Source organism: Actinomadura sp. DC4 (assembly GCF_030406325.1).
Classification (GTDB): Bacteria; Actinomycetota; Actinomycetes; order Streptosporangiales; family Streptosporangiaceae; genus Actinoallomurus.
In genome coordinates this window covers 157,697-173,681 of the sequence record NZ_JAUEQY010000003.1, presented here as the reverse complement: position 1 = coordinate 173,681, position 15,985 = coordinate 157,697, and the positions used below count along the sequence as shown (strand labels likewise).

The following is a 15,985-nucleotide window of genomic DNA, read 5'->3' as shown; positions in this document are numbered from 1 at the left end:
TCACCGGCTGTCGAACGCGTGCGGGCTGTGCAGGGTGCGCAGCTCCTTGCCCTTGCCGAGGTACATGTGCACGCCGCACGGCAGGCACGGGTCGAAGCTGCGGACGGCGCGCATGATGTCGATGCCCTTGAAGGTCTCCGGAGGGTTCTCCTCGAAGATCGGGGTGTTCTGCACGGCGTCCTCGTACGGCCCCGGCGTCCCGTGCACGTCGCGGACGCTGGCGTTCCAGGGCGTCGGCGGGTAGGGGTGGTAGTTGGCGATCTTGCCGTTGCGGATGACCATGTGGTGGGAGAGCACGCCGCGTACGGCCTCGGTGAAGCCGACGCTGACGGCCTCCTCCGGCACGGTGAACGGCTCCCACGTCTTGGTGTGCCCCTTGCGCACCTCGGCCAGGGCCTGCTCGGCGAAGTACAGCGCGCTCGCCGCCGCGTACGCCTGGAAGTAGGTGCGGGCCCGGTTGCGTTCGATCGCGTTGGACAGCGGCTCGCCGTTCCACATCGGGATCTTCCACTCGAACGTCTTCTCCGGCAGCGTCATGCTCTTCGGCAGGTTGATCTGGACGCTGTGGCCGGTCGCGCGTACGTAGCCGATGTCGACCTTCCCGGCCAGGGCGGTGGACCAGAGCCGGGCGAGCGGCCCGCCGCCGGTGTCCAGCGCGAGCAGGTCCTTTCCGTCGAACCAGCGCGGCGACATCACCCAGCTGTACTTGTCCGCGAAGTCGCGCTTCTGGGGATGCGGGATCGTGTGCTGGTTCCAGGGGTGCCGCGGGTCGACCGGGTTGCCGAGCGGGTCGTGGGTGACGAAGGGCTCCTGGCCGGCCCAGTCGTCGTAGTAGGAGCTGCCGAGCAGGATGCGCATGCCGAGGTTGATGTCGAGCAGGCTCCCGGTGACGAGCCGCCCGTCGACGACGACGCCGGGCGTGACGAACATCTTGCGGCCCCACTCGGCCATGCCGGCGTACTGGAAGTCGCAGTGCTCGGGGTCGTTGAACGCCCCCCAGCAGCCGAGCAGCACCCGGCGCCGGCCCACCTCCTGGTAGCCGGGCAGTGCCTCGTAGAAGAAGTCGAACAGGTCGTCGTGCATGGGGACGACGCGTTTCATGAACTCCACGTAGCGCATGAGCCGGGTGAGGTAGTCGGTGAAGAGCTGGACGGTGGCGACGGTGCCGACGCCGCCGGGGTAGAGCGTGGAGGGGTGCACGTGGCGGCCCTCCATGAGGCAGAACATCTCCCGGGTCTCCCGGCTGACCTGGAGGGCCTCGCGGTAGAACGCGCCTTCGAGGGGGTTCAGCGACCGCATGATGTCGGCGATCGTCCGGAAGCCGTGCTCCTCGGCGTGCGGCGATCGGGTGTTCTCGGCCTGGGCCAGCACGCCCGGGTTCGTCTCGCGGACCATCTTCTCGCAGTAGTCCACCCCGACCAGGTTCTCCTGGTACAGGTTGTGGTCGAACATGAACTCCGCGGCCTCGCCGAGGTTGATGATCCATTCGGCGAGGTGCGGCGGCCGTACACCGTAGGCCATGTTCTGGTTGTAGACCGAGCACGTGGCGTGGTTGTCGCCGCAGATGCCGCAGATGCGGCTGGTGATGAAGTGCGCGTCGCGCGGGTCCTTGCCCTTCATGAAGATGCTGTAGCCGCGGAAGATCGACGAGGTGCTGTAGCACTCGGCCACCCTCCGCTCGGCGAAGTCGACCTTCGCGTAGATGCCGAGGCTGCCGACGATGCGGGTGATCGGATCCCACGCCATCTCGACGAGCCGGGATTCCTTCTCTGGAGAGGTCGTCATCGGTCAGCTCCACGGCGCTCGGTATCCGGTCAGCAGTGCGCGGCCCTTGTGCCGCCACCTGGGTTCCTTGTCCACGGTCCGCAGCGTGATGGTGCGCAGGCGGCGGACCACGGCGCCGTACGCGCCGCTGGCGGCCGAGGACACCCGCGCCCCGGGCGGCTCGTCCATGAAGGGCATGAACTTGTCCGGAAAACCGGGCATGGTGCACGCGATGCAGATGCCGCCGACGTTCGGGCAGCCACCGATGCCGCCCATCCAGCCCCGCTTGGGCACGTTGCACTTCACCACCGGGCCCCAGCAGCCGATCTTGACCAGGCACTTCGGCGAGCCGTACTCGGTGGTGAACTGGCCCTGCTCGTAGTAGCCCGCCCGGTCACAGCCCTCGTGCACGGTCATGCCGAACAGCCACGTCGGCCGCAGCGCCTCGTCGAGCGGGATCATCGGCGCCTGCCCGGCGAGCTGGTAGAGCAGGTACAGCAGCGTCTCGGACATGTTGTCCGGCTGCACGGGGCAGCCGGGGACGTTCACGATGGGCAGGCCGGCCTTGGACCGCCAGTCCCAGCCGAGGTAGTCCGGCACGCCCATCGCGCCGGTCGGGTTGCCGGCCATCGCGTGGATGCCGCCGTACGCCGAGCAGGTGCCGGCGCACACGATCGCGGTCGCCTTGGGCGAGAGCCGGTCGAGCCACTCGCTCGTGGTCATCGGCTGGCCGGTCTCGGGGTTGTTGCCGAAGCCGCACCAGTAGCCCTCGGTCTTGATCGACTCGTTCGGGATCGAGCCCTCGACGACGAGGACGAAGGGGTCCAGCTCGCCCCGGTCGGCCTTGTAGAACCACTCGATGAACGGGTCGGCGCCCTGCATCGGGCCGGACTCGAAGTCGATCAGCGGCCAGTGCACCGCGACCTTGGGCAGGCCGGGCAGCACGCCGAGGACGATCTCCTCGATGCTCGGCTGCGAGGCGGCGGTGAGGGCGACCGAGTCGCCGTCGCAGCTCAGGCCGCCGTTGATCCAGAGGATATGGACGACCGGCTCGTCCAGATCGGCCTCTGCCCGCGTTTCTGACGTCGTCATGCGGCCCTCCATTGCAAATCGCGTGACGCGACGGCGTTCCGGAGTCCTCCATGACGTTATGAGCGGGCCGTTCGCATACGACACCCTCATTCAGACAACGCGGAGTAAAGGCTCAAGGTGGAACTCGTGCCTTTCTGTCCGCCGAGCCGGGAAACGCCCTGGTGACGAAAGAGCGCTTTACCGGGAGATGAAGTCGTATTGGAGATCGATGATCGTTTGGCACTACGATGCCCCCGTGGGCGAAAACATGGCTTCGGGTGATGGTTGGCCGGATTTGTCCGACGGGCGGGAGCCTCGCGGCATCGACGTCTCGATCCCCAGCCCGGCCCGCCTCTACAACTACTACCTCGGTGGCAAGGACAATTTCGCCGCCGACCGCGTGGCGGCCGAGGCGATCCTGGCGGTCATGCCCGAAGGGCGCCAGGTCGCCCGCGAGAACCGCGCCTTCCTGCGCCGTGTCGTACGCCACCTCGCCGTCGAGACCGGCATCCGCCAGTTCGTCGACCTGGGCACCGGCCTGCCCACCCAGGGCAACGTGCACGAGGTCGCCCAGGAGGTCGACCCCGACGCGCGCGTCGTCTACGTCGACAACGACCCGATCGTGCAGGCGCACGGCGAGGCGCTGCTGGCCCGCAACGGCAACACGACGTTCGTCGAGGCCGACCTGCGCCGGCCGGAGGCGATCCTGTCCCACCCCGGGCTCAACGGCCTGATCGACTTCTCGCGGCCGGTCGCGGTGCTGTTCGTCTCGGTGCTGCAGTTCGTGCCCGACGACGAGGAGGCCGCCGGGCTCGTACGGAACTTCCGGAACGCGCTGGCGCCCGGAAGCCACGTGGTGATCTCGACGATCACCGGCAGCGGCCAGGACGAGGAGAAGGTGGAGACGATCACCGAGGCGTACCGCAACTCCACCGCCCCGGCCGTGCTCCGGACCCGTCCGCGGATCGAGCGCCTCTTCGGCGACCTGGACCTGGTCGCCCCCGGCCTGGTGCCGGCGCCCGAGTGGCACCCGGACGTCAACGGCGAGACGGCGGGCGGCACCTCGTGGGTGCTCGCCGGCGTGGGCCGGGTCTGACCGTCCCGGCGCACGCACCAAGCCCTGGCCGGGTAACGGTAAAACCCTCCTCGTAGAGCGCGAGTCGGGCGTGAACGCCCAGGTCGGCGCGGGTACGGCAGCTCTCGCAAGGCCGAGCATCGCCGACATTCCACCGACTCACGGACGGTCCGAACCCATGCAGCAGCAGATTCGCGGGTGGCGCTTCGCCGCCGAGAGAACACGCAGACGCCGGCCGGCTCAGAACATGACGCCGTCGGCCCGGATCATGGCGGGCACGGCCCTGATGGCCTGCCGTGCGCTCGGCCGGATGGCCGTCCAGGCCAAGGCCCGCTCACGCGCCGGCCTTCCGGCGGTCCCCGCCGTCGGCGGCACGAACGTGAAACGCGTCGCCGGCGGGCTGGGCGTGCTGGTGGCCGGCGCGGGCGTCGTCCGCTGGATGGCCTCGCGGCCCGGCATGAGCCGGGACCGCGCGCCCAAGAACCGCTGGATCATGGTCACCGTCAACTGCTCGCCCCAGCGGCTCGCCTCACGGTCGGACCTGCCGGAGCCGCTCACCCGGCTCGGCGACGCGGTCGACATCAAGGTGTGTCCCGCTCCCGGCGACCGCGGCACCGAACTCGGCGCCCGGCTGCGCGAGCTTCCCCGTACGAGAGTGCCCGGCATGGTCGACCGGCGGCCCGAGGAGGACCCCCGGCGCATGGTCGAGCGGGCGCTGCGCGAGGCCAAGGCGATGATCGAGGCGGGCGAGGTGCTGCGCCCGGACTGGCCGCCGTCGCCGCAGCCGTCCCAGGTCGGAGACCTCCTGGAGTTCTCCGGCCGGCGAGGGGGACGACGGTGAAGGCGCTGTGCTGGGAGGGCGTGAACAAGATCGCGGTGGAGCGGGTCCCGGACCCGCAGATCCTGAACGACCAGGACGCCATCCTGAAGGTCACGCTGACCACGACCTGCGGGTCCGACCTGCACCTCATCAACGGTTTCGTCCCGACCATGCAGGCGGGCGACGTGATGGGGCACGAGTTCATGGGGGAGATCGTCGAGGTCGGCCCCGGGGTCCGCCGCCGCAAGGTGGGCGAGCGGGTCGTGGTGACCTCGTTCATCGGCTGCGGCCGCTGCTGGTACTGCACGCACGACCTGTGGTCGCTGTGCGACAACACCAACCCCAACTGGGACCTGGAACAGACGGCCCTCGGCTTCGAGTCCGGCGGCGTGTTCGGCTACTCCCACGCCATGGGCGGTTTCAAGGGCAGCCATTCTGAGTACATCCGGATCCCGTTCGCCGACTACGGCACCTTCCCGGTGCCCGACGGCGTCGGCGATCTGGACGCCCTGTACGCCTCCGACGCGGCGCCGACCGGCTGGATGGGCGCGCATCTGGGCGGCGTCAAGCCCGGCGACGTCGTCGCCGTGTGGGGCGCGGGCGGCGTCGGCCAGATGGCGGCGCGCGCGGCGCAGATCCTCGGCGCCGACCAGGTCATCGTCATCGACCGCCTGCCCGAGCGGCTGGCCATGGCCGAGCGGTACATGGACACCGAGACGATCGACTACTCCCGTACGGACGTCCAGGCCGAGCTGCGGGAACGCACCGGCGGGCGCGGCCCGGACGTCTGCATCGAGGCGGTCGGCATGGAGGCCACCACCGCGCCGGACGGGCAGTACGCGTACGCGATGGTCAAGCAGCGGCTCCGCATGCCGAAGGAGCGGCCGACCGCGCTGCGCGAGGCCATCTACGCCTGCCGCAAGGGCGGTTCGGTCTTCGTCCTCGGCGTGTTCGGCGGGATGGTGGACAACTTCCCGCTCGGCGTGCTGATGAACAAGGGCCTGACGGTCTCCGGCGCGCAGCAGCACGGGCAGCGTTACGTCCCGATGCTGCTCAAGCGCATGGCGAGCGGCGAACTGTCGACCCGCCACCTGGCCACCCACGAGATGCCGCTGGACGAGGCGCCGCGCGGCTATGACCTGTTCAAGCACAAGAAGGACGGCTGTGTACGCGTGGCGTTCCGCCCGCACGCCTGACCTCCGGGCCCTGGTCAGAAGTGCAGGATCAGGAACTCGTACTCCGCCGGGCCGGTCAGCTTGAACTTCCCGTCCTTGTCCTTGTCGATGAACACGGTGAGGTACAGGTCGCCGCGCTGCTGCTGCAGGGGCGTGCTCTGCTGGTCGCGCCAGGTCTGGGCGACGTACACCTTGTCCTGCGTCGAGGACTGCGCGGCGATCCGGGTGCCGGCGAACTGGTTGTGGCCCTCGTTGTTGAGGTACAGAGTGCCGCTGCCGTACTCGTAGTCGGCGATCCCGGTGCCCGGCCGGAAGTAGGGGTTGGCGCTCACCGGCGCGCCGTCCTGGAGCGAGAAGACGCTGTCGTCCACCCAGGCGCACACCTCGACGGCGACGTCCTTGGGCTGCTTGGGGAACCTCAGCTCGAACGGCGCCTTCTTCATCGCCACGGTCACGACGTCGTTCGCGCCGTGCTGCCCGAACGTCATCGCGTCCTGGGCGCCGTTCTGCCAGAACTCCAGGCCCAGGCGCGGCGTACGGGCCAGCCCGCCCGGGTTCTGCGCGGCCGCCGTGGTCGGGGGCGCCGGGCTGTTCGTGTGGACGGGGGACCCGCCGTCGCCGTCCGGCCAGAGCAGCGCGGCGGCGGCGATCGCCGCGACCGCGACGACGGCGCCCGCCCCGATCAGCGCCGCGCGCAGGCCCGTACGCGGGCGTACGGGCACGGTCCCGGGCTGCACGAGGGTCGCGTACGGCCGCGGCGGCTCGGCCATGACCGCGGTCCGCCGCCCGGCCGCGAGGGCCTCGCCGATCGGCGCCCGCGCCGCGTCCGGGCGGCCGAGCAGCCACAGCAGGAGGTGCCGCATCGACGGCCGGGCGGTCTCGTCCTTGGCCAGGCAGGCGAGGACGACGTCCCGCAGCGGCCCGGTCAGCCCGCCGAGCTCGGGCTCCCCGCGCAGGATGCGGTGGCTGATCGCGGCCACACTGCCGCCGCCGAACGGCGAGGTGCCGGTCGCGGCGAAGGTGACCACGCACCCCCAGGCGAACACGTCGGCCGCCGGCCCGATGGCCCGGTCCTCGAACTGCTCCGGCGCCATGTACGAGGGAGTGCCCACGATGCCGCCGGTGAACGTGGTCGCGCCGTCCACCGTACGGGCGATGCCGAAGTCGATCACGCGCGGGCCGTCGGGGCCGAGCAGCACGTTGGCCGGCTTGAAGTCGCGGTGCACGACGCCGGCCTCGTGGATCGCGGCGAGCGCGGTCGCGGTGGCCACGGCGAGACGCTGCAGGGCCGGGCCCGACCGCGGCCCCTCGGTCCGTACGGCCTCCAGCAGGGTGGGCCCGTCGACGAACTCGGTCACGATGTACGGGGGTGAGCTGGACAGGTCGGCGTCCAGGACCTGCGCGACGCAGAACGGCGCGACCCGCCGGGCCGCCCCGACCTCCTTGGCGAACCGCTCGCGCACCCGGCCGTCCGCCGACCACTCGTCGCGCAGGACCTTCAGCGCCACCGGGGAGCCGTCCGGGGCGTGCGCGGCGAAGACGACGCCCTGGCCGCCCTCGCCCAGGCGGCCCGTCAGGCGATACGCGCCGAGCGTCTGTGGATCGCCCGCGCGCAGTGCGGTGATCTGGGCCATCGGGGGCTCCCTGCAGACGTGACGATCACTCGTAACGGTAATGGCCTTCCGGCCCTGTTTCCGGCCTCCAGGGCCGGAAAAAGCATTCGCCTTCGGGACGCGCCCCGTACCTAGGATGGTTCATGGCCGACGGTGAGAGCATTCGCGAAACCTTCCTGCGCTTCTTCGAGCGCCACGACCACCTGCGCATCCCCGGCGCCTCGGTCGTGCCGGCCGGCGACCCGACCCTGCTCTTCGTCAATTCCGGCATGGCCCCGCTGAAGAAGTACTTCACCGGCGAGCGGACGCCGCCGGCGTCCGACCTGTGCAACGTCCAGGGCTGCATTCGGACCAAGGACATCGACGATGTCGGCGACCGGCACCACATCACCTACTTCGAGATGCTCGGCAGCTGGTCGATCGGCGGTTACTTCAAGGAGCGCGCGGTCGAGCTCGCCTACGAGCTGCTGACCGGCGACCTCGGCCTGGACCCGCGGCGGCTGTACGTCACGGTGTTCGGCGGCGACGAGCGGCTCGGCCTGCCGGCGGACGAGGAGTCCGCGCTCGCGTGGGAGCGCGTGGGCGTTCCGCGCGACCGCATCGTGGGCCTGCCCGCGTCGGACAACTTCTGGGGGCCGGCGGGGGAGAGCGGCCCCTGCGGCCCCTGCACCGAGGTCTTCCTCGACACCGGCGAGGAGTTCGGCCCCGCCTACGTCCCGGGTGGGGAGTTCGACACGACGCGGCGCTACATCGAGATCTGGAACGCCGGCGTCTTCATGCAGTTCGACAAGGGGCTCGACGGCGTGCTGCGGCCGCTGCCGTTCACCAGCGTCGACACCGGTTCGGGCCTGGAGCGCATGGAGCTCGCGCTGAACGGCCTGGACAGCGTCTACGACACCGGCCTGCTCGCGCCGGTGGTCCGCTCGGTCCAGGACGTCATGGGGGAGGGCGGCGAGGTGCTGCACCACCACCGGGTGATCGCCGACCACCTGAGGGCGGCGGTGGCCATCATGTCCGACGGCGTACGGCCGGGGAACGAGGGTCGCGGCTACGTCCCGCGCCGCCTGATCCGCAAGTGCGTGACGCTGGCGATGGGCCGCCACCAGGACCGGTTCGACGTCGCACCGATCGTGGAGGCGGTCGTGGGCTCGCTGGGACCGGTGTACCCGCACTTCGCCGCGTCGCGATCCGCGGTGCTGGCCGCCATCGAGCGGGAGCGCGACGAGTTCGGCGTCACGGTACGGCGCGGGCTCGACCGCCTCGACAAGGTCATCGCCGGGCACGACGTCATCAGCGGCACCGACGCGTTCGACCTCTTCGCGACGTACGGCCTGCCGGTGGAGATCACCCGCGACCTGGCGGCGGCGCAGGGGGCCACGCTGGATCTCGCGGAGTTCGACGCGGCGCTGCGGCGGCACAAAGTGCTGAGCCGGGGCGTGACGGACTCCGCGGACCGCCGGCTGCGGACGGACGACGTCCTGCCGGTCGCCGTGCGCGGCCGGACGACGTTCCTCGGCTACGACACGCTGTCCTCGGAGGGCACCGTCCTCACGCTGTTCGCGGGCGGTACGACGGTGGACCAGGTGGAGGCCGGGACCGAGGCCGACATGATCGTGGACCGGACGCCGTTCTACGGCGAGGGCGGCGGGCAGGTCGGCGACCGCGGGGTCGTGGAGGGGCTCGGCGAGGTCACCGGGACCGTCGTGCACGACAGCGGCGGTTTCCTGCACCGGGTGAGCGTGCGCTCGGGCGTCCTGCGGGTGGGCGACGTCGTCTCGCTGACGGTCGACGCGGCCTCGCGCGCCGAGACCGCGGCCAACCACACCGCCACCCATCTGCTGAACGCCGCCCTGCGTACGGTGCTGGGCCCGCACGTACGGCAGGCCGGGTCGCTGGTGGAGCCGCAGCGGCTGAGGTTCGACTTCACCCATCCGCGCCCGCTGATCGCGGACGAGCTGGTCGCGGTGGAGCGCCTGGTGAACGACTGGGTGCTGGCGGACGCCTCGCGGGAGGTGGAGGTCATGGACCCGTCGTCGGCGAAGGCGTCGGGCGCGCTCTCCCTGGAAGGGGAGGACTACGGCCAGGACTCCGTACGCGTGCTGTCGTTCGGCGCCTTCTCCAAGGAGCTGTGCGGCGGCACCCACGTGGACCGTACGTCCCAGATCGGCTCGTTCCGGGTGGTGTCGGAACAGAGCGTCGCGTCGGGCGTACGCCGGATCGTGGCGGTGACCCGCCGCCGCGCGGTGGAGTACTCGCTGGAGCAGGCGTCGTCGCTGTCGGAGGTGGCGGCGACGCTGCGTACGCCGGCGAAGGACGTGGTACCGGCGGCCCGGCGCCTGGTGGAGGCGGCGAAGGGCCCGAAACCGGCGGCCGCGGCGACGGTGTCGGGCGGTTTCGAGACCGTGGTGAACGAGGTCCCGGTGATGCTGGCCCCGGCGGAGGGCACGGTCGCCGCCCTGCGCAACGAGGCCCGGCGGGAGGCGGAGAAGCGGGGCCGGGTGGTCGTGCTGTGGAGCGGGTCGACCTTGGTCGTGAGCGTCCCGGGGAGCCTGTCCGGCCGCCTGCGCGCCGATGAGGTGCTGAAGACCGCGACCGCCCGGCTGGGCGGCGGGGGCGGTGGCAACGCGGCCCTCGCCCAGGGTGGCCTGACCTCGGTTCCGACGAGGGAGTCCCTGGTCGAGGTCCTCGGTGAGGCCGTCGCGCCGTGACCATCGTTCTACCCAGGGTTGCGGCGTGCGGCTGAAGCGTGCGGCCATCGTGACCGGAGCCCTGGCGCTGCTGGACACCGACGGCCTCGACGGCCTGACCATGCGCAAGCTGGGTGCGCGGCTCGGCGTGCAGGCCGGCGGCATCTACTGGCACTTCACGAACAAGGAAGCGCTGCTCGGCGCCATGGCCGACCGGATCGTCGGCCAGATCACCTCTTCCTCGACGGCGTACACCTGCGCCTTCAGACGGCCCAGAGATGACTTTTCGGCCGGGCTGAGGAGACGCGTATCCGTCCGACCTGGCTCGACACGCTGATCAGGCAGACCCCAACGGCAACCGCTGGAGCGACATCGTCCACTTCACCCGCCGCGAAGCCGAGGACCGGACTACTTGATCGGGCAGACGAAGTGCAACGCGGTGTCCCGCGACGGGATGGTCACGCGCTGAGCCGGCCCGCAGACCAACTGATCCACGCGCGCGCTCACCTCGTAGTCCCCCGCGGGCACCGTGAACGCGAACACCCCGTCGGCGACGGTCACCCGCTTCACCGTGGTGCGGGAGGACCCCAGCACGAGAACGGTCGACGTCCGAGGGCGGATGTGCCGATCCGGCCACGGCCCGCCGATCATCAGGATGTCGCCCCTGATCCGCGGCGGCGCCACGCCGCTCGCGGCAGGAGAAACCGAATGCCCGTGAGCGCACCCCGCGGCCCCGGCTAAGACAACGACGGCAACCGCCCTGATCTTCACGCCGGTCAAAGTACCGAAGCCGCCGCGACGCGCAAGAGCCCGGCGGCCTGTCCGCGGGCTGATGTTGCTATCCGAGGGACGCCGGGGAGACGGGGAAGGTGAAGTAGGTGTTCGGGTGGGGCTCGTTTCGGTACGTGAAGTGCCACCACTCCTCCGGGATGCCGGTGAAGCCCGCGTCCTGCATCAGGCGTTTCAGCCACAGCCGGTCCGTGTGGGCGGGGCCGGTCACGCGCGGGTCCAGGGTGTGGGCGCGTTCGTCGAAGCAGTCGAAGCCCGTGCCCATCTCGATCGAGGCGTCCGGGAAGCGTTTCGGCGCGTAGCACGACGTCAGCCGCTCGCCGAGCCGGTACGCCCGGACCGGGGCCGCCGGCAACCTCACGATCGTCAGGTCCACCGTGCTGCCCCGGCTGTGGCCGGACCGGCGGGCGATGTAGCCGTCCGTGAACAGGTGGGACTTGTCCACCTCCGGATAGAACTCCGCCTTCATCGCGCGGTCCGGGCCCGCCGCCCACGCGACGAAGCGGTCCACCGCCCGTTGCGGACGGTAACAGTCATAGACCTTCAGCGAGTAGCCCCGGCTCACCAGGCCCCGCTGGACGCCGTGCAGCGCGCGGGCGGCGGGCGACGTCAGAAGGCAGGCCGGCGAGGCGTACCCCGGCACCACCCGGCCGGTGAAGTTGTGCGGCGTCGCATAGCGGATGTCCTGCAGGATCGTCGGGTCGACCGACCGCAGCGCGACGAAGCCGGCGGGCGCGGGCGGGACCGCCGCTCCGGCCGCCCCCGGCGAGAGGGCCCCCGCGATGAGGCCGCACGCCACGGCCGTACGTCTCAGCATGCATCCACCATAAGGGTCACGCGAAGTGACGAAGGGCCCGCGCAAGAGCGCGGGCCCCGAGAACGTGTCAGCCGCCCAGCGCGTGGACCATGTTCATGATGGCCTCGATCTGCGCGCCGCCGTGGGTGTCGTAGTTGCCGGCGTTCAGGTAGCCCCACCAGTCCCAGCAGCCGTTGGGGTTGCTGCCGGTCTTCGCGACCGCCTGCGGATACAGCACGATCATGTTGTTCGTGTCGCCGTACTCATTGAGATGCGCCTTCGTCACGAACGTCGTGCCGATCGAGCCCGCGCCCTGCAGGCAGCCGTGCAGGGCGACCATCAGCCGGCAGGACGCGCCGGACGCGCAGGACGGCGGCACGTAGGCGTACCCGGTCGCGCCCATGCTGATCGCGCTCGCGCTGCCGCCCGGCGCGTACGCGTTCTGGTCGAAGGACACGACACCGGCCGAGGGCGTCTTGGCGGGCGCGGCGACCGACCCGAACAGCTGGGTCAGCATCGTGCCCTCCGGGTCGGTGCCGCAGTTGTTGACGTACGGCGTGTAGCTCGTTCCGCAGGCGTTCGGGCCGAGCGGGCTGACCCACGAGTGCGCGGCCGGGCTCGTGTTGTCATAACGGACGTTCGCCCCGAAGTCCTTGTAGAACTGCACGAGGTCGTTGGAGGAGCCGACGGTCACGGTCGTGTCGGCGGTGCCGTGGAAGACGTACACCCGGTGGCCCGAAAGGTTCGCGACGTTGTCGATCGTGCCCTGGGAGGACCGCGTACGCGCCGTCTGCTCCAGCGACGGGAGGTTGCGGCTCTGGATGTTGTACATACACGCCAGCTGAGCCGTCGTGAGACTGCCCAGGGCGCAGTGGTACGGCCCGCCGGCGAAGATCCCGGTTCCCTTGATCGTGCCGGAGTAGGCGACGTGGAGCTGGTCGGCCATGAACCCGCCGGAGGAGACTCCGGAGTCGTACACGGCGCTGATGTTGTAGTGCCCCAAAGAGGCGGCTTGGGCGGGTGTGGTGACGGCGGTGCCGAGCAGGCCGGCCACCCCCACCGTGAGGGCGAGACGGCGCAGAGCGGAAATCATCGTGCTCCTTCCTGGGGGAGCCCGCTGAGGGGTGTCAGCGAGCAGGTGTTGGCGAGATCCCCTGAGGCCGGTCGTGGGAGCGTGGCGCTGGGCGGCGGAAGGTGCCCCGCCGACCAGCCCTCCATCGCGGCGAACGCGGCGCGGAAGCACGGCAGGATGGGCCGCAGCCGGTCCGGATAGGTGTCGTACAGCCCGTCGACGTGGTTGCCGCCGGCCACGCGGTAGTACCGGAACGCCGGAGAGCGCACCATCCGCGCGTACACGTCCCCGTCCAGCGTGATCGGCAGCAGCGTGTCGAGCGTGCCCTGCAGCGTGATCAGCGGCCGGCGGATCCGGCCGGTCAGCGAGACGCGGGCGACGGCCTCGTGCACCGCGCGGGGGCGGGCGGCGTAGGAGTAGTCGGCGTCGCAGCCCGGCGTGCCGCTCGCGCAGTACGGCGTGCCCGCCTCCGTCGCGCCGTCGTAGGAGGGGTCGAACTCCTCCCGGTAGATCCGCTGGGTCAGGTCCCAGTAGACCTGCTCGTGGTAGGGCCACAGGAACTCCGACCCCGGCGCGAGACCCGAGGAGAGCAGGGCGGAGTGCGCGGCGGCGGACCCGGCCGCGTACGGCGGGTAGTTCCTCAGCAGCGAAGGCAGGTAGGTGAGCGGGTTCGGGCCGTCCGCGCGGAACAGCGTGCCCTCCCAGTCCACGCCGCCGGTGTACAGCTCCGGGTGGTTCTCGAGCTGCCAGCGGACGAGGTAGCCCCCGTTGGAGACGCCGGCCGCGTACGTACGCGTCGGCGCCCGCCCGTACCGGGCCGAGACGACGGCCTTGGCGGCACGCGTGAGCTGGGTGACCCGGGTGTTCCACTCGGCCACCGCGTCGCCGGGCCGCCGGCCGTCGCGGTAGAAGGCCGGGCCGACGTTGCCCTTGTCGGTGGCCGCGTACGCGTAGCCGCGGGCCAGCACCCAGTCCGCGATCGTGAAGTCGTTGGCGTACTGCGCGCGGTTCCCCGGGGTCCCGGCGACGACGAGCCCGCCGTTCCAGCGCGCGGGCAGCCGGATCACGAACTGCGCGTCGTGGTTCCAGCCGTGCGTGGAGTTCAGCGTCGAGGCGTCGGGGAAGTAGCCGTCGATCTGCGTCCCCGGCACCCCGCTCGGGTTGCGCGCCCCGGCGGGCTGCAGGCCCGCCCACTGCGCCGGATCGCTGTGCCCGTCGGCGACCGTGCCCGCGGTGGTGAGGTCGGGCAGGCACGCGCCCACCTGGTACGCCGCGCCCGGCACCGCGACGTCACAGCGCGACGGCGGCGGCGCGGCCGTGGCGGGCGGTGGCGCGACGAGGGCGAGCCCGAGCGTCATCGCGGTGAGGAGGCGGGTGAAGCGGACACGCGGCATCAAAGGCTCCCTGCGTCGTCGGCTCCCCCCGAGAACGCCCGTATCGTCACCGGATCGGCGGCCCCGTTCCACCGCGTACGGCCACACTTTTGCGCCGCCGGACGTGTGCGCGACCCACATCGGCCACCGGCGGACCCGAGGCCGATGCCGTGGTGACCGCGTCTCTATAGGGCGCGAATACCCCTCTGACCGGCCGATTGTGTGTTCGCGGCACATGGTCGGCCGTGAAAGCGCGTCCTAATGTTCCCGGAACCAAGAACGGCGCAACAACGGCGAAATGGAGAGCGGATGGCAGCGATTCTCTCCGCCCGGGGACTGTCGAAGGATTTCCGCGGCTTCCGCGCCGTCGACGACGTGAACCTCGACGTCCCCGAGGGCGGTGTGCACGCGCTCGTGGGCCCGAACGGCGCCGGGAAGACGACGCTGTTCAACCTGCTCACCGGCTTCCTGCGGCCCACCGCGGGACGGATCACCCTCGGCGCGCACGAGCTGGCCGGGCGCCCGCCCGAGCGGATCGCCCGCCTCGGCGTCGCGCGGTCCTTCCAGATCACCAGCCTGTTCTCGCAGCTCACCGCACGTGAACACGTCGAGCTGGCGTTGCAGGGCGGCACGGGCCTCGGCTGGCGGTTCTGGCGGTCGGACAAGCGGCTGGCGCGCTTCGGCGACCGGGCGAGGGAGCTCCTGGCCCAGGTACGCCTGGCGGACCTGGCCGAGACCCGCGCCGGCGCCCTGTCGTACGGGCACAAGCGGGCACTGGAGCTCGCGCTGGCCCTCGCGCTCGACCCGAAGGTGCTGCTCCTGGACGAGCCGACCGCCGGGATGGGCGCCGAGGACGTCGACGCCACCGTCGAGCTGATCGGGCGCGTACGCGGCGGCCGCACCGTCGTCCTGGTCGAGCACAACATGAACGTCGTCGCCTCGCTCGCCGACAAGGTGACGGTCCTGCAGGCGGGCCGGATCCTCGCCGAGGGCCCGTACGCCGAGATCCGGCGCGACCCCCGGGTCATCGCCGCCTACCTGGGAGACGCCGATGCTTCGGATTGACCGGCTGTCCGCCTGGTACGGCGAGGCGCAGGCCCTGCGCGAGGTGTCCCTGGAGGTCGGCGAGGGGGAGATCGTCACACTGGTCGGCCGCAACGGTGCCGGGAAGACGACGCTGCTGCGGTGCGTCATGGGCCTGCACGCCCAGGCCGAGGGCACCGTGGAGTTCCTCGGCGCGGACATCTCGCGACAGGCCCCGCACCGGCGTGCGCGCCGCGGACTCGGCTACGTGCCCGACGACCGCGGCGTGTACGCGAACCTGTCGGTGGAGGAGAACCTCACGCTCCCGCCGCAGGCCGGCCCCGACCCGTGGCCGCTGGAGCGGGTCTATGAGACCTTTCCCCGCCTGCGCGAACGACGCCGTTCGCCGGGCACCAAGCTGTCCGGCGGCGAGCAGCAGATGCTCTCGCTGGCACGGGTCCTGCGGATGGGCGCGCGGCTGCTGCTGTGCGACGAGCCGACCGAGGGCCTGTCCCCGCTGATCGTCCAGCAGATCGGCGGCATCCTGCGCGACGTCAAGGCCCAGGGCGTGACCGTCCTGCTCATCGAGCAGAACGTCCACTTCGCCGCCACCGTGGCCGACCGGCACTACCTGCTCGCCGAGGGCCGGATCGCCGAGTCGATGGACAACGCCGAGGTCAGGGCGCGCGAGCACGAGCTTCTCGGCTACCTCGGAATCTGAAGGAGA

Annotated in this window: 14 protein-coding genes; 7 read left to right on the top strand and 7 right to left on the bottom strand. The window is 71.1% G+C overall.

The annotated features are described in order from the left end of the window. Together QWU11_RS05835 and QWU11_RS05830 are read right to left on the bottom strand one after the other, a co-directional pair. Entirely contained in the window at nt 1-1,785 is a 1,785-nt protein-coding gene (locus QWU11_RS05835; protein WP_290103986.1) for a nickel-dependent hydrogenase large subunit, read from the bottom strand. Between the two features lie 3 nt (nt 1,786-1,788). After that, on the bottom strand, nt 1,789-2,856 hold the full coding sequence (locus tag QWU11_RS05830; protein WP_290103985.1) for a hydrogenase expression protein HypE: 1,068 nt from the start codon (nt 2,854-2,856) through the stop codon (nt 1,789-1,791). 274 nt (nt 2,857-3,130) lie between these two features. Between QWU11_RS05830 and QWU11_RS05825 the strand changes: the two genes are divergently transcribed. From QWU11_RS05825 to QWU11_RS05815, 3 genes are all read left to right on the top strand, one after another. Further along, a complete protein-coding gene (locus QWU11_RS05825; protein ID WP_290103984.1) occupies nt 3,131-3,931 on the top strand; it encodes an SAM-dependent methyltransferase in 801 nt (266 codons plus the stop codon). 157 nt (nt 3,932-4,088) lie between these two features. Then, complete coding sequence (locus tag QWU11_RS05820) at nt 4,089-4,751, top strand: hypothetical protein (protein WP_290103983.1); 663 nt, start codon at nt 4,089-4,091, stop codon at nt 4,749-4,751. Further along, a complete protein-coding gene (locus QWU11_RS05815) occupies nt 4,748-5,926 on the top strand; it encodes a zinc-dependent alcohol dehydrogenase (protein ID WP_290103982.1) in 1,179 nt (392 codons plus the stop codon). The genes QWU11_RS05820 and QWU11_RS05815 overlap by 4 nt, the downstream gene beginning before the upstream one ends. Before the next feature lie 14 nt (nt 5,927-5,940). On the opposite strand, the gene QWU11_RS05810 is transcribed toward QWU11_RS05815, so the two are convergent. After that, on the bottom strand, nt 5,941-7,539 hold the full coding sequence (locus QWU11_RS05810; RefSeq protein WP_290103981.1) for a serine/threonine-protein kinase: 1,599 nt from the start codon (nt 7,537-7,539) through the stop codon (nt 5,941-5,943). 122 nt (nt 7,540-7,661) lie between these two features. On the opposite strand from QWU11_RS05810, the gene alaS reads away from it, so the two are divergent. Beyond that, nucleotides 7,662-10,226, top strand: coding sequence for an alanine--tRNA ligase (gene alaS / locus QWU11_RS05805; protein ID WP_290103980.1), 2,565 nt, complete (start codon nt 7,662-7,664; stop codon nt 10,224-10,226). 25 nt (nt 10,227-10,251) lie between these two features. Continuing rightward, nucleotides 10,252-10,542, top strand: a complete 291-nt coding sequence (locus tag QWU11_RS05800; RefSeq protein ID WP_290103979.1) for a TetR family transcriptional regulator — start codon at nt 10,252-10,254, stop codon at nt 10,540-10,542. A 71-nt stretch (nt 10,543-10,613) separates the two neighbouring features. Here the strand turns inward: QWU11_RS05800 and QWU11_RS05795 are convergent, their stop codons facing one another. The 4 genes from QWU11_RS05795 to QWU11_RS05780 all read right to left on the bottom strand — a co-directional run bounded on the left by QWU11_RS05795 (nt 10,614) and on the right by QWU11_RS05780 (nt 14,256). Beyond that, nucleotides 10,614-10,976 carry a hypothetical protein gene (locus tag QWU11_RS05795; protein WP_290103978.1) on the bottom strand — a complete coding sequence of 121 codons (363 nt, stop codon included), beginning with the start codon at nt 10,974-10,976 and terminating at the stop codon, nt 10,614-10,616. A gap of 67 nt (nt 10,977-11,043) precedes the next feature. Beyond that, the gene (locus QWU11_RS05790; RefSeq protein ID WP_290103977.1) at nt 11,044-11,811 is read right to left on the bottom strand and encodes a M15 family metallopeptidase; all 768 of its coding nucleotides are present in this window, start codon (nt 11,809-11,811) and stop codon (nt 11,044-11,046) included. Between the two features lie 67 nt (nt 11,812-11,878). Then, on the bottom strand, nt 11,879-12,883 hold the full coding sequence (locus QWU11_RS05785) for a PHB depolymerase family esterase (protein ID WP_290103976.1): 1,005 nt from the start codon (nt 12,881-12,883) through the stop codon (nt 11,879-11,881). Continuing rightward, the gene (locus QWU11_RS05780) at nt 12,880-14,256 is read right to left on the bottom strand and encodes a tannase/feruloyl esterase family alpha/beta hydrolase (RefSeq protein WP_290103975.1); all 1,377 of its coding nucleotides are present in this window, start codon (nt 14,254-14,256) and stop codon (nt 12,880-12,882) included. The genes QWU11_RS05785 and QWU11_RS05780 overlap by 4 nt, the downstream gene beginning before the upstream one ends. 288 nt (nt 14,257-14,544) lie before the next feature. Here QWU11_RS05780 and QWU11_RS05775 point away from each other — a divergent pair, with 288 nt between their 5' ends. After that, entirely contained in the window at nt 14,545-15,300 is a 756-nt protein-coding gene (locus QWU11_RS05775) for an ABC transporter ATP-binding protein (protein ID WP_290103974.1), read from the top strand. Next, nucleotides 15,287-15,979 (top strand): ABC transporter ATP-binding protein, encoded by a 693-nt coding sequence (locus QWU11_RS05770; protein WP_290103973.1) that lies wholly within the window; start codon nt 15,287-15,289, stop codon nt 15,977-15,979. The genes QWU11_RS05775 and QWU11_RS05770 overlap by 14 nt, the downstream gene beginning before the upstream one ends. The last annotated feature ends 6 nt before the right edge of the window (nt 15,980-15,985 follow it).

Bases quoted from the DNA above. Each gene is read 5' to 3' on its own strand.
- QWU11_RS05835 (WP_290103986.1), bottom strand. From the start codon at position 1,785: ATGACGACCTCTCCAGAGAAGGAATCCCGGCTCGTCGAGATGGCGTGG.
- QWU11_RS05830 (WP_290103985.1), bottom strand. From the start codon at position 2,856: ATGACGACGTCAGAAACGCGGGCAGAGGCCGATCTGGACGAGCCGGTC.
- QWU11_RS05820 (WP_290103983.1), top strand. From the start codon at position 4,089: ATGCAGCAGCAGATTCGCGGGTGGCGCTTCGCCGCCGAGAGAACACGC.
- QWU11_RS05810 (WP_290103981.1), bottom strand. From the start codon at position 7,539: ATGGCCCAGATCACCGCACTGCGCGCGGGCGATCCACAGACGCTCGGC.
- alaS (WP_290103980.1), top strand. From the start codon at position 7,662: ATGGCCGACGGTGAGAGCATTCGCGAAACCTTCCTGCGCTTCTTCGAG.
- QWU11_RS05790 (WP_290103977.1), bottom strand. From the start codon at position 11,811: ATGCTGAGACGTACGGCCGTGGCGTGCGGCCTCATCGCGGGGGCCCTC.
- QWU11_RS05785 (WP_290103976.1), bottom strand. From the start codon at position 12,883: ATGATTTCCGCTCTGCGCCGTCTCGCCCTCACGGTGGGGGTGGCCGGC.
- QWU11_RS05780 (WP_290103975.1), bottom strand. From the start codon at position 14,256: ATGCCGCGTGTCCGCTTCACCCGCCTCCTCACCGCGATGACGCTCGGG.
- QWU11_RS05775 (WP_290103974.1), top strand. From the start codon at position 14,545: ATGGCAGCGATTCTCTCCGCCCGGGGACTGTCGAAGGATTTCCGCGGC.
- QWU11_RS05770 (WP_290103973.1), top strand. From the start codon at position 15,287: ATGCTTCGGATTGACCGGCTGTCCGCCTGGTACGGCGAGGCGCAGGCC.